Below are 13,500 nucleotides of genomic sequence, written 5' to 3'. Positions count from 1 at the left end.
TGATATGAAAGTATTAAAGAATTTGAGCCTGATGGTGCTGCTTGCGCTGGCATTTGCAGGCTGTCGTGGCAAGAGTTCCCAACTTGCCGATTTCAACAAACAGCTTTACGCTCCCGAATATGCCTCGGGATTCAAGATTGAAAGAGCAGACGGCAGACAGAGCGTGCTGGTTTCCGTCATGAATCCGTGGCAGGGCGCGGATAGCGTCACCACCCGGTTGTTCATCTCCCGTAACGGGGAACCCGTTCCCGAGGGTTTCGACGGGCAGGTCCTCGAAGGGGATGCGCAGCGCATCGTGGCGATGTCCTCGACCCATATCGCCATGCTCGACGCCATCGGCGAGACGGCACGTGTGGTCGGCGTTTCGGGACTCGACTATATCTCCAATCCCGACATTCAGGCACGCCGCGACAGCATCGGCGACGTGGGTTACGAGGGAAATATCAATTATGAACTTCTGTTGTCGCTCGACCCTGACCTTGTGCTGCTTTTCGGCGTGAACGGGGCCAGTGCGATGGAGAGCAAACTCAAGGAGCTCGGCATCCCGTTCATGTATGTCGGCGATTATCTCGAAGAATCTCCGCTGGGCAAAGCCGAATGGCTGGTGGCGCTTTCGGAGGTCGTCGGGAAACGCGCGAAGGGCGAAAAGGTATTCGCGGATATTCCGATCCGATACAATGCGCTGAAACAGAAAGTGTCCGGTGCCGTTCTCGATGCCCCGTCGGTCATGCTCAATACGCCCTACGGCGATTCGTGGTTCATGCCCTCGACGGAAAACTATGCCGTGCGGCTGATTACCGACGCCGGAGGCGACTACATCTACAAGAAGAACACGGGCAACTCTTCGACGCCTATCGACTTGGAGGAGGCATACCTGCTCGCTTCGGAGGCCGATATGTGGCTGAACGTCGGCATGGCGAACACACTCGACGAACTGAAAGCCGCCTGCCCGAAGTTCGCCGATACCCGCTGCGTCCGAAACGGCTATGTCTATAACAACAACGCCCGCACCAATGCCGCCGGAGGCAACGACTACTACGAATCGGCCATCGTGAATCCCGACCTTCTTCTGCGCGACCTCGTGAAGATATTCCACCCCGAGTTGGTCGAAGAAGATTTCGTATACTACAAACAACTGAAATAGATGCGTTCACGCCCCGTCATCCTGTTCACCGCGTTGTCCGTGCTTACGGTCGGCCTCTTCCTGTTGGATTTGGCTGTGGGCGCGGTTCGCATTCCCGTCGGCGACGTATGGGCGGCCCTGACGGGCGGCGACTGCCCGCGGACTACGGCGAAAATCGTACTGAACATACGGCTGATAAAGGCGGTTGTGGCTCTGCTGGCCGGGGCGGCGCTATCGGTCAGCGGCTTGCAGATGCAGACATTGTTCCGCAATCCGCTGGCCGGCCCCTACGTGCTGGGCATCAGCTCGGGTGCAAGCCTCGGCGTGGCGCTCGTGGTGCTGGCAGGCGTCGGCTCGTCGATAGGCATCGCCGGAGCGGCTTGGCTGGGTGCGGCCGTCGTGCTGCTCGTAATCGCTGCCGTCGGACACCGCATAAAGGACATTATGGTGATATTGATTTTGGGTATGATGTTCTCGTCAGGCGTGAGCGCTGTCGTGCAGATATTGCAATATCTGAGCAAAGAGGAGGCGTTAAAGGCGTTCGTCATCTGGACGATGGGGTCGCTCGGCGACGTGACGGTGCCGCAGCTCGCCATCCTCCTTCCGTCGGTCATCGTCGGGTTGCTGCTGGCCGTATGGACGATCAAACCGCTCAACCTCCTGCTCTTCGGCGAGGAATATGCCGTAACGATGGGACTGAATATCCGCCGTTCGCGCGGTCTGCTGTTTCTCTCGACGACGCTGCTGGCCGGCACGGTAACGGCTTTCTGCGGCCCGATCGGCTTCATCGGTCTTGCCATGCCTCACGTCGCGCGGATGCTCTTCCGCGAGGCCGACCACCGCGTGCTCCTGCCGGGAACCCTTCTCTCGGGGGCGGCGGTATTGCTTCTTTGCGATATCGTTTCCAAAATGTTCACTTTGCCCGTAAATGCCATTACCGCACTGCTGGGAATCCCGATAGTCGTATGGGTGGTTTTACGCAATAAATCGATGACGGTATGATAGAACTGTGCGATTTTTCCATAGGCTACGCAGAGAAGAGGCTTCTCGATAAGGTCGATGCCTCTTTCAAAAGAGGACAGCTGACTGCCCTTATTGGCAGGAACGGCACGGGGAAATCTACACTTCTCCGTGCCATAGCCGGACTGAATCATAATTATTGCGGTAAAATCCTGCTCGACGGACATTGTATCGCAAACATGAGAACTCCGGAGAAGGCAAGGCAACTGGCATTTGTCACGACCGAGCGCACACGCATCGCCAACCTGCGGTGCGAGGATGTCGTGGCTATCGGCCGCGCCCCTTACACCAACTGGATCGGCCGCATGCAGCCTCAAGATAGGGAAATCGTCATGCGGTCGCTCTCTTCGGTCGGAATGGAGGCGTATGCCGGCCGCACGATGGATAAGATGTCGGACGGTGAATGCCAGCGCATTATGATAGCCCGTGCTCTGGCTCAGGAAACGCCCGTCATCCTGTTGGACGAGCCGACCTCGTTTCTTGACATGCCCAACCGTTACGAATTGTGTTCCCTGCTCGCACGGTTAGCGCATGCTGAGGGCAAATGCATTCTGTTCTCCACTCACGAACTGGATATAGCCCTCTCGCTGAGTGACAGAATAGCCCTTATCGATACGCCCGTCCTTCACTGTCTGCCGACCTCCGAAATGATCCGCAGCGGGCATATCGAGCGGCTGTTCAACAATGCCGCCGTACAATTCGACCCCGTGAGCGGGATCGTGAAATCCATGCCAAGAGACTGACTTTCCTGTCGGGAAACACGTCAGACGCAATGAGGGTGTCCCAAAAAGTATTTGGCACCCTCGTATTCGTTGTAAGACATGTCGTTTATTTCGATACCTCGCACATCAGCACGCCTTTCCCCGTCACATCGGCTTTCGAGACCGTGATGGATTTTCCCGTGTAGGTCTTCACGACGGAAGTCCCGGCAGAGTTCCACAGTTTCCATGTATAGGTATAAGCTGTCCCGCCCGTGTCGATTTCCTCACCGCCCCTGTATAACACGGCTTTGGCATCCACGTCATTGCCGTTGTTCTTGATGGTGAACCCCTTCTGGCTGACCAGATCAACCGTGATGGGGTCGGACATATCCGTGAAGGAGATGATGTCGCAGACGACCTTGTTCGCCGAGGCGTTGCCCGCCGAGGTGTCCGTATCCTTGATGGCGCACTTGAAGGTCTCGAAGTTGAGAACGGCATCTGCCGTAATCGTGATTTCGTTTGTCGTCCAGCCTGCCGTCACGCCCCGAGGATTGGTCGAGGTAAGGCATGCCCAGCCGGCACCCAGCATGGAGTTGTAGTAGGGACACGAAACGGCGGCTCCCGATGCGGCTGCGGCACTCAGTGCGGAGGTCAGCGTCACGACCTTCGTGGAGGCGTTGACTGCCGAAATGGTGTACTGTGCCGATCCTATGGTTATCCTGCCTCCCGCCTCCATGTTCATTACCGAAGCGACCGTTATGGTCGTGGCTCCGGCTGCCGCGGCAGCTGTCAGTGTCGTGCCCGCGAATACCGCCGAATCCTTGATGCCCCACGCGTAGGTGACGTTCGTCGTGTCGATAGAGGCTCCGCGCCACAGGTCGCAATGCGCCCTGAGCGTCGCCACCTCGTCGTTCTTGAATACGATGCCGTCGGGTGCATACGCCACGGCGGCGATCATCGCTCCGGCGTTCAGGTGCTGGGTGAACTGTACCTCCGCACGGAAAGGAATCTCCAGCCCGTTGGCATCGATGTAGATTGCCTCGAAAGTATACCGTACCTGCGGGGCGGAAACGGTCATGTGGTTGGCCTTGACGGTCAGGGCGTATTTGGCGGAAGCGGCGCCGATCGTACAGCTGTCCTGTCCGGAAGTTATGACCGTGCCGTCCTTGTACCATTTGGCGGAACCGCTCTTGACACCGGCTGTCAATGTCGCCGCGTTGCCGACGGATGAGATCTGGTCTACGGCCGCCTTGCCGCTGACAAACAGAGAAGGGGTCAATATCAGGTACGGGGATGCCGCCCACGAGGGGGCATACGCGCCGGTATCCTTGTTGAACACCTGGGTCAGCGGTTGCGAGGAACCGATAAACGCCTGTAAGGAGACAGCATCATTCTGGTCGATGATGGTGACTTGTCCGCGTGCTACTTTAATTGCCATATGCTTATTGTAATGTTGTTGATATATTCACTTCACAGTCGAAAACAGCTTTGCGCCACACGTCCCCGCCGGTTATCTCTATCTCCCTGCCGTAACGCGGTGCGGCGTTCCATATCCTGTCGTTCTCCGTATCGCGGCTCGTCCGTATCCAGCGGAAATTGCCGTCGGGAATGAGCGGCGTGATTTCTTCGCCTCCCCTGTATACCCTGGCACGGAGTACCGTCGAGACGATTCCGTTGCGGAATGTCGTGCCGTTTTCAGACTCCACATAAACAGTATAGGAGGGCAATCCGTCGTAAAGTTTGAAAAAGGTATGAGCCGCACTGATTTTTTCATTACGGTATGTTGCCGTGTAGCGGAGGGTCAGCACGTCGCGTCCTTCCCAGCCATGAAACAAGGGTGTCATTTCAAACACGGCGGCATTGCATCCGGCATCTTTCCATATGCCGTCAGCGGCAAGGTATTCCCACTGCCGGCTTTCCGGCTCGAAATTGTATTCGGTCGCCACAAGCGGGATATTCTCCGGCTCGCATGCGCCTGAAAGCTCGTCCTTGAAATGGAACGCCGTGCCGCCTGTCAGGGAGACGGAACGGGGCTTGAGCAGTTCCTGCGCCTCCTCATCGAGGTCTTCCCAACGGATGGTCACACCGCGCAGTTCGATGGTATCCTTGCCCCACTTGAACCGTCCCGAGGCGAAATGGCCCGTCCCGTCCGGATTGATGACGAAAGAACCGTCCCGTGAAGCGATCGAGCCGTCTTCGTTCAGCCGCAACAGGGGATTCTGTATGGTACCCCCGATACCTCCCTTGTTGAACCAGGCACCGTAATCGTCCGTGTAGGACAAGGCTTCATCGGTCGCCTGATAGGGGGTCACGTTCTTTCCGGCCTCCAATTGAGGGGCGGACAACGACAGGGGGACGGAAGCGGCAATGCCGAGATACATGACGGGGGAATCTGACCCGCGTATGAGGAACGGGACATTATAACGGACCCATCCTTTACCGGCAGCCACCGTCCGATCACCGACAAGGTGCTCATCTTGATAGAACCGGATGGCTGCCGTATCTTCCGCTTTTATCCAGACTGAGAAACAATAACAGACTCCTGTATGAGCCTCCCGCCAGGCGGCACTTTGCGCACCAAGAAGACTGTCTCCGGCTATCCGTACACACCGCCCGAGTCCGGCGGGAGATGTTTCATCCAGCTCTTCCGAATGGCTGAACCGGCAGGACAGGCTGTCGGGTATGACATTCTTGTGGATTTTGCCCACATAAAACGTGCTTGAAAAACCGTTCTCGTCTCCCGCGGTAAGCGTGCCGGCTATATTGACATTGCGTGTGGCATAGAGATTCTGGAAATAGGCCCCGTAACCATCCAACATGCCGAAGACCGGATCGATGATGCCGCTGACCTTTCCCACACGGGCCTTGCTCGCCTCGCTGAAAGCGGATACGGAGGCAAGACGGACAATGTTCAGGTCGGCGGCCTCGCACCAGTCCCCCTCGGAGGCCAGGCTTGATGTCAGCTCAAGAAACAGGCTCCGGCTGTACTGTGCCGGGTAATCCACGGTGATGACCCATAACTTGTACTTCCATTCCCGGCCGATGGAGATTTCATCTTCCGCATCCGTCTTTTCACGGTTCGTATAGCCGAACCGGATCGGTACGGAACCTGATGTTTTGGAAGACCTGACCTTGAACGATACCAGCAGGCGCTCCGGGTATCCGACCGGTTCTTCCAATGTCAGCATCAGCCCGAAGGAAGCGTTTCCTGCCGGTTCCGCATTGCGGATGATGCGGACAACGCGTGTCGCTTCCGAATCGGCATCCAGGTATTCCGTTTGCAGCATGCTGCCATAAACGGCGTATCTGGACTTGTCCGGCACTCCCGCCATGCCTCCGTCCATGACGGGATAGCACAGGGAGCGTTCGGTCGCCATGCCGTCGATGACATCCATATAGGGTGAATCGCTGTCAGAAGCCGTCAGGTACAAGGCTCCGCTGCGTGCCGTATCGAACAGGTTGGTAATCCGCACGAAGTCCAGCAGTTCACCGCCCTGCGGTTCGTCCCCGTCCAGCAATGCCCCGATGAAATAAGGAGCGTCCTTGTCTCCGACAAGCTCCGTTCCGGTTTCTGTCACGCACATCAGCGAATAGACGGTACGCTCCCGTTCGGCATATTGCCTGCGGATGATATCCCCGGCTTGCAGTCCCTGTGTCTTCTGCGAGTCGGGGGCGATACGGATCTTGTATGTCGGATAACGGAATACGGACATGGATTATGACAGTTTTTCCACGGTGTCTCCCGAACAGCTGTCGCTGATCCAGAAGGAACCGTTGGTTACCGAAGTCTTTTTGACCTCGAACTCATAGGCGCGGAACTTACGGCGGGCCACCACCTCGTCGAATGTGGCGGAGACGCCTCCTGTCGTCCGGTTCCGGCGGACAGCCCATCCGCTTCCGGAAAGGCCCGGGGAAAAGAACTCCGAAGAGAGCGCCCCGGTAAAGACGCTGTTTCCGTAATGCCGGATACCGTCCTCCACCGCTTGCAGGCGTAACGCCTCTGTCAAGTATAGGGTTCTGTCAGTAATCCGGGTGGGCGACGCATGGATTCCGATATGCCCGGCTGCTTCCAACGGAACGCCGACCGTAAGGAAATCGGCATCGGTGCAGATATGGAATGATTCGCTGTGACGGTTCTGCGGGGCATAACAGCTCACGGACGGACGGTGTGAAAAATCCGTGCTGTGAGGGATAGCCGTCCTTTTGCCTTCTTCCTCGTAGATTACCTCGGAAGAAAGCGATACGCGCTCCCTGTCGCCTGAGAGCATGAATCCCTCTGCCGTGCCCATTCGCAGGCGCTTGTGGATAACGATACCTTCATCGGAAGTGTCTACCCGGTATGAGGAGAGCAGGTCGGCGCCGTAGTTGTGGCGGACAGTCAGCGAGCCCGGAAAACACGCCTTTCCGTAAGGGGAAAGCATCAGGCACTCGCCGTCCACGTCCGATATGCCGGAGAACAGGCGTATCTTCGGGGTATGGTCGCCGCCTAAAAGAAGGTCACCGCCGATACTCCCGAACTGTATCTTGTCCTTGTCGGTACGGAGTAGTACGGGAACATCTCTGATCCGGATGCCGAACCCGTCCAGGAACGAGAGGAATCCGCCGAGCGCGACATCCTCTTCCGAAAACGAAAGCAGACATTTCCCTTTGTCGCCCAGTTCCACGCCTTGCAAGGCTTTCAGTCCGCCGTCCATGACCGTACTCCCTCGCACCGTCAGATTCCGTCTCACCATGCCGTCCCGCATCGTCCAATCCGCCGTGTCCGTATTGGCGTTGCCACGATGGTAGACATCCTGCCCGCCCACGGCCAGCCGTGTCGGGGAGATGAATATTCCTGTATCCTCGTCCCCGATAATCCATGCCCCTTTGGAATGTACCGTCGCATCCAGAAAGTCTATATGGGAGGCATTGATTGTAGCGGTGGCCTTGTCCGCGTCGTAACGGAGCAACTGCCTGCCGCCGATATGCAGGCTGTCACCCCCGACTTTCAGGTTGCCGGTAATCCTGATACCGTACTCGACGGCAGTTACCACACCTTCCGGATCGGTAATGTCCTGCGAATAGGTTTCCAGGATACGGGTGTTTCCAATGCCGGCTTCGAAACCGTAATTGGCACTGAGCCTGCCGGTCATGTCACCGCCCGATTTCTTCAGGTAATCCAACAGCAAACCGCCACTTCCGGAACCGCCCTCTCCCGCAACGGCTCCGGCAATGGCGGATGCAAAACCGTAAGCGGTATTCTTCAGTCTCAGACTGGTCTCGTCGCCTTCCTCGATGCCGTAAGGATGCTCGTCGTCCTTTTTCTGCTGGGCATTGAAAAAGTTATGGTACAGCTGTGCATAGATGGAATAGCACAGGCTCTCCTTGTCGAGGGTTTCTATATCGGGATGCAGTTGTACGCTCATTTGGTGTAGCTGGTCTTGGAAAGAAAATTCTGGATACGTGATGTCAGCGAGATGAAGTTCGGCATATTGATCGGCGACATCGTGCCCATCAGTGTGGGGGTCATGATTTTCGAACATTCTGTCAGGAAGTCGAGCATCAGCCGGGCAAGCTCATTACCTAGAACCAGCGGCTCGGTGGCATTTTCGTCACCGAGCGTCACCTTGTTGTCGGCAACGGCAACGGTCGTGGAATTGACCTTTTGTACCACTTTATCTGCTGTCTGTCTGACTTCAGACTTGTCCACCGTATGCGTGATGCTTTCCGCATCGATAACGGTTGTCGCTTCCTTGTCCTTGTCATTCCTGACGGTTGTTGTGACGGCAGTCGGCGTATAGCGGGTGGAGGTCTCGTTACCGGTGGTTTCCAGTTCGTCGTAGTCCGGGGAGGAGTCGTTTTCCGGATCCAGCTCCTCCATTTCGGTCACGCCGATGACGGTTTCCGTGCGGGCATTGAGCCGCAGGATATCCACATGGGAGAAGTTAACCACATAGGCATAGCGGGTGGCGGCATCCATGAAGATGGTCACGTCGGAAAAGAGTGCAGGTACGATCAGGAAGCCGCCTTCGCTGTTGGTGGCGGCCGAGAGCAGCACGCCTTTATGGATGACTGGTTCGGCGGAGGCCGTCTCGTCCGGGTACTCGCCGACATCAATGGTACCGCCGTAGTCGGAAAACTCCTCGTCCGAGGGGTTATCGTGTATCTTAGCGACATAGCCGTGTATCATGCGGGCCGTCCCGATACCGGACATGCCTCCGGGAGCCAGATTGATACGCTCCATACTCCGCCCCAAGGCTATCTTGCGGATAGCCTCACGGATAAGCAACTGATTCGACTTATCTGAAGACATTGATTTTTTTATAGAAGAATAGGTCGTTGGAATATATTCAGGTTTGCATTTTCCTTCTTCAAAAATTAAACATGAAATTAGAATTTTCTATCTTTGTAAAAAAACACTTGATTAGTAGTATGGCAGGTTTCCAATCACCAATAACGATAGCGCAGGCTATAGAACGTATCCACCGGAATGAATACCTATTGCCGGCTTTTCAGAGAGATTTTGTATGGTCGGCAGAACAGATAGAAAAGTTGTTTGATTCTCTGATGAAAGGCTATCCAATCAGTTCCATGTTGTTTTGGAAGGTAAAAGGAGGCACAAAAACAGATTTCCGGTTTTATAAGTTTCTATCAGCTTTCATACAGTATCATCGGATATGCAACGATCCGATTCCTACGGACAATATCAACGATTTTTATGCAATATTGGACGGACAACAGAGATTGACATCATTATATATCGGTCTGTGCGGCAGCTATGCGTACAAAGATTATAGGAAACGTTGGGATTATTCTGAATCTAATTTTCCTACCCGGCATCTATATCTCAATATATCCCGTAAATACACACAGGAGGAAAGTGACAGGGAGTTCATCTTTTCCTTTGTTGACAAGAACATATCCAAAGAAAAAGATTTATTTATTGACAAGTCTAGTGAAAAATGGTTCCGTGTAGGCAAGATTTTGGCTTTGCATCAGGATTACAATTATGGCATCGATGAATTTGCCGAGGACAATAACATAGACAAAGAATCCAAAAGACTACTGAGACTGTTGGACAATGTCATTCATACCAAGCTCAATATAAATTTTTACGAGGAGGATGAACAGAAACCTGACAAAGCTGTGAATATTTTTATTCGAATCAATTCCGGGGGTACTGCATTAAGTTTTTCGGATATTCTGATGTCCATCGCCATTGCCAATTGTAAACAGATGGACGCAAAGACAGAAATCAAGAATCTGGTTGAGCACATACGTTCTAAAGGATTTAATATATCTCACGATTTCATATTGAAATCGTTCCTGTACTTATATCATAAAGATGTGCGTTCCCTTATAACAAGTTTCAATCTGAGTTTTATTGAACTGGTGGAAAATAATTGGACTAGGATCAGGGATGCTGTTTCAAACCTGTTCGACTTGCTGAGATCTTTCGGACTGACGGATTTCACAATGACTTCATATAATGCCGCCATGCCCATACTATATTATCTTTACCACAAGGACATATATCAGGATTTTTACAAAAAGATGGGAAATAGAGAGGATTGTGAAATCATAAAAAAATGGTTGTTCTCAATTCTGCTCCGCAGGGCATTCGGAGCAAGTGCTGATTCCGTTCTTGCACAGTCAAGAAGGGCATATACTACAGACATCACCGGCTGTTATATAAAAGAAACCGTGACATTGTTCCCGGCAGCAGAAATAAACTCTGAAATCAAGAAACTGTCGGATGTAGGTGACGATTTTATAGAAGACTTGCTTTACAGCCAGAAAGACTCACGATATAGTTTCCCAATATTGGCCATGCTGTATCCGAATCTTGATTACAGGAACAATAATTTCCATCAGGACCACCTGCACCCAGCCTCTGCATACAATGATCTGGAAGAGAAAGACAAGGAAAAATATGGTTGGCAGGTCTACAATTCCATCCTAAACCTGCAGATGCTCGATGCCAATGAGAACGAGTCTAAAAACGCCAAGCCATTGGACAAGTGGGTTAGTGAACAGACCCGGAACAAGGACATGCAGAAATTCATGGAGGACCACCTTATTCCGGATACGGATCTTTCATTGTCTAATTTTTCTGATTTTGTAGAAAAACGAAAGACCATACTGGTTCAGAGAATCAAAAAGATGATTAACTGATTTATATCAAAGGTATTTGCAGATATTATTCTTCCTGCCGAAACGCCCCTGTTGTAAAATATTTTTAAAGACATGGATTTGTAAAAATGCAGTGGATTAATTATGAATAAAAAGCAGTGATGTTCCTTGGAGCGGCACGGAATGCCGTTTTTCCTTTTCGGGTATTTTCTGGAAGGAAAGAATGTCCATTAATAAACAATATGGTCATTTGCGAATCCTGTACGGAATGCCCAGCTGTTGTCTGTATCCACCCACTCCGAAAGTTGTCGTTACCTCCTCCACGAGGTATACGCCGTTCTTGGAAGGATTACGGTAGTCGATCAGTTCCACCTGTACGGCAGGAGACAGTCCGAAATCCCCGAATACTGTCACATTGCCGGTGATTCCGTTCAGATTGTAATTCCGAAAGTATTCCGTCGTCTCTTCTACAAGCCGGTCGGAATTGATTCCGACATGAGGTGACATATATGGTACGATGGTATATGTGGATAAATCCACCTTGGTCCTGGTCTTCGCTCCCGATGCCGTCGTGTTGCCAGTTACCTTGTGCGTCTTTTTTGAAATCTGCGTGGCATTGACCGTCTGAAACTCCTTGCTGCCCGGCATCTCCGGGTCGTATTCAGGATTCATGCGTACCGTCACCTCAAAGAATTTTTCATCCGTCCCGAGTGCCTTGCCCGTCACCGCCAAAAACTTCGGATCGGTCTTGACCACTTTCAGGTTGCTCTGCGCCACATGCTCGTTGAAGTATATCCTGTACGGTCCTGTCGATTCGTCCTCCGGGAATACCGGCTGAGCCTTGCTGGACGAATAAGGACGCCCGACGGCAATGGACGGCATGGCCCCGTCATCATCGGCATCGTATTTCAAAAAGCAGTAGACCTTGTACTTCGACCATTCGGAAAGGATATCCGCTACCGTGAAGTTGTCCGTGACCTTTACCTTGCCGATATGTATCTCAAACCGCTTCGTATCCGAGTGTATCCTGAAGCCGGTATCTTTCAGGATATTATACTTGCCTTCCAGCACCTCGTTCACCGTCGTCCCTTTCGCCGGGGTCTCGAAATGAGGTGCCTGTTTCAGTTTGAGTTTGTAGGCCATATTCTCACACTGGATTTCCAGCGTGCTGTCCGAATTGTATCCGGTAATGTATCCGTCGAACATATTTTTCAGCACGCCGTTGTAGCCCAGCTTGATATTGATGCGCTGTCCGACCTTGAATGTCGTCTCGTCAACCAGACGCTGCGCGCTGCGTTTCTCGATGATGACACCGTCCTGCATCACCTCCGTCGTTATCCTCGACACGTCCTTGCCCTCCAATGTCACGTTCCCGATAATCGTGGAGCGGCATACCGACCCTTTCGGGAATATCACTTTGGCCGTTCCGATCAGCTTCTTGTAACTCTCGTTGATTTCGAGCGACTGGACTTCCGTAATCTCCACGCCGTTCTGTATCCTCATCGGATTGGATGGGTCGGCATCCCCGATGGTGATGCGACAGCAGAGGATATCCATTGCAGCTATACCCATAAACGTGTCAGTTTAAGCAACGAGGCGGGGTCGATGACCTCCGTACCGAATTTAACATACTTGATCCACTTGTTCGTGTGCTTGATGGCCGTGTCCACCTTTTCCTGTTCCGCCAGTTTCAGTTCCACGGCTTCCGATGGCTCCACGGCGACACAGTTCAGCGAATACGGCTGCACGTTCCGGCAATCCGTAGGCTGTAAGGTATAGCCCTGTATAATCAACCGTGAAATGTTGAACTGGCGCAATACCGTGTTGTCGCAATCGATGACACCCTTGTATTGTACCAGCCTGATAAACTTGGACACTTCCGCCTCGGGATACACGTCCGGGTATTTGGAGGTGATCTTGCCGTTGATGGTAATCTCGAGGTCACCCCCGGATATATATTCCTTGCGGGTATAGTCCCGCCCCTGTACCCGGGTCAGCAGGATATTGTTCCGGCTGCTGACCTGTACCTGCGGTCCCAGGTCCACGAATGTCACCAGTCCATACCGGCTGTTCGGCAAAACCTTGCACTCGCTGTTGTCATAATACTTCCCCTCCTCTGATATGGACAGTTCCAGAAAATCCGCCACTGTCCGGCCGACGATGGAATCGATATGGTTTTTCTTCTGCGCCACCGCCTGCTGTTCCCTGATGAGCTGGTAGTACTGTCCGGTCTTGTTCGCAAGGCTGGACTGCGACTGTGTCTGAAGATATTTGTCCCGCACCTGCTGTTCCCAGTATTTGAGGTATCGGGGATAGGAACGTAGCAACCCGTAAGCCGTCTGCGAGGCAACCTGTATGGCTGCCCGTTTGAGCAGGTCATGGTGCCTGGAGAAGTAATGTACCTGCCCGTCCTGCAATTCGGCAAGCCCCATGCCCAACGCCAGACGCGTGGCGTTGCTGATGTATCCGCCAAGCGAACCGTGGTTGAGTATGCCTCCGCTCAACAAAGTCGAGGCCGCGATTTGTATCAGTCTTCCCATAATC

11 protein-coding genes are annotated in these 13,500 nt (G+C 53.2%); 4 read left to right on the top strand and 7 right to left on the bottom strand.

Annotated features, from left to right (window positions below):
• Nucleotides 1-4 precede the first annotated feature (4 nt).
• Genes D8S85_RS16140 through D8S85_RS16130 form a run of 3 tightly spaced genes read left to right on the top strand, consistent with a single transcriptional unit; the run spans nucleotide 5 to nucleotide 2,886 of the window.
• On the top strand, nucleotides 5-1,144 hold the full coding sequence (locus D8S85_RS16140) for an ABC transporter substrate-binding protein (RefSeq protein WP_117974421.1): 1,140 nt from the start codon (nucleotides 5-7) through the stop codon (nucleotides 1,142-1,144).
• The gene (locus D8S85_RS16135) at nucleotides 1,145-2,125 is read left to right on the top strand and encodes a FecCD family ABC transporter permease (protein WP_004293587.1); all 981 of its coding nucleotides are present in this window, start codon (nucleotides 1,145-1,147) and stop codon (nucleotides 2,123-2,125) included.
• Entirely contained in the window at nucleotides 2,122-2,886 is a 765-nt protein-coding gene (locus D8S85_RS16130; protein ID WP_004293588.1) for an ABC transporter ATP-binding protein, read from the top strand. The genes D8S85_RS16135 and D8S85_RS16130 overlap by 4 nt, the downstream gene beginning before the upstream one ends.
• Before the next feature lie 85 nt (nucleotides 2,887-2,971).
• On the opposite strand, the gene D8S85_RS16125 is transcribed toward D8S85_RS16130, so the two are convergent.
• The 5 genes from D8S85_RS16125 to D8S85_RS16110 form a co-directional block, all read right to left on the bottom strand.
• Nucleotides 2,972-4,282: a hypothetical protein gene (locus tag D8S85_RS16125; protein ID WP_117974419.1), complete on the bottom strand. Its 1,311-nt coding sequence runs from the start codon at nucleotides 4,280-4,282 to the stop codon at nucleotides 2,972-2,974.
• A 4-nt stretch (nucleotides 4,283-4,286) separates the two neighbouring features.
• Complete coding sequence (locus D8S85_RS21990) at nucleotides 4,287-5,702, bottom strand: hypothetical protein (RefSeq protein ID WP_240648706.1); 1,416 nt, start codon at nucleotides 5,700-5,702, stop codon at nucleotides 4,287-4,289.
• A 329-nt stretch (nucleotides 5,703-6,031) separates the two neighbouring features.
• Nucleotides 6,032-6,235 carry a hypothetical protein gene (locus tag D8S85_RS21985; protein ID WP_240648703.1) on the bottom strand — a complete coding sequence of 68 codons (204 nt, stop codon included), beginning with the start codon at nucleotides 6,233-6,235 and terminating at the stop codon, nucleotides 6,032-6,034.
• A 325-nt stretch (nucleotides 6,236-6,560) separates the two neighbouring features.
• Nucleotides 6,561-8,249, bottom strand: a complete 1,689-nt coding sequence (locus D8S85_RS16115; RefSeq protein WP_127075380.1) for a hypothetical protein — start codon at nucleotides 8,247-8,249, stop codon at nucleotides 6,561-6,563.
• Nucleotides 8,246-9,136: a hypothetical protein gene (locus tag D8S85_RS16110; protein ID WP_117974413.1), complete on the bottom strand. Its 891-nt coding sequence runs from the start codon at nucleotides 9,134-9,136 to the stop codon at nucleotides 8,246-8,248. Before D8S85_RS16110 ends, D8S85_RS16115 begins: the two co-directional genes overlap by 4 nt.
• A gap of 71 nt (nucleotides 9,137-9,207) precedes the next feature.
• Between D8S85_RS16110 and D8S85_RS16105 the strand changes: the two genes are divergently transcribed.
• Nucleotides 9,208-10,998, top strand: a complete 1,791-nt coding sequence (locus D8S85_RS16105; RefSeq protein WP_198418188.1) for a DUF262 domain-containing protein — start codon at nucleotides 9,208-9,210, stop codon at nucleotides 10,996-10,998.
• Between the two features lie 204 nt (nucleotides 10,999-11,202).
• Here D8S85_RS16105 and D8S85_RS16100 read toward each other — a convergent pair whose 3' ends face one another.
• Together D8S85_RS16100 and D8S85_RS16095 are read right to left on the bottom strand one after the other, a co-directional pair.
• Nucleotides 11,203-12,528 (bottom strand): hypothetical protein, encoded by a 1,326-nt coding sequence (locus tag D8S85_RS16100; RefSeq protein WP_117974409.1) that lies wholly within the window; start codon nucleotides 12,526-12,528, stop codon nucleotides 11,203-11,205.
• Nucleotides 12,519-13,496 (bottom strand): DUF6046 domain-containing protein, encoded by a 978-nt coding sequence (locus tag D8S85_RS16095; protein WP_004293595.1) that lies wholly within the window; start codon nucleotides 13,494-13,496, stop codon nucleotides 12,519-12,521. Before D8S85_RS16095 ends, D8S85_RS16100 begins: the two co-directional genes overlap by 10 nt.
• Nucleotides 13,497-13,500 lie beyond the last annotated feature (4 nt).

The sequence above is a fragment of the Butyricimonas faecalis genome, from assembly GCF_003991565.1.
Lineage (GTDB): Bacteria > Bacteroidota > Bacteroidia > Bacteroidales > Marinifilaceae > Butyricimonas > Butyricimonas faecalis.
Note: the sequence above shows the minus strand (reverse complement) of the source record. Positions and strands in the feature narration are given on the sequence as shown.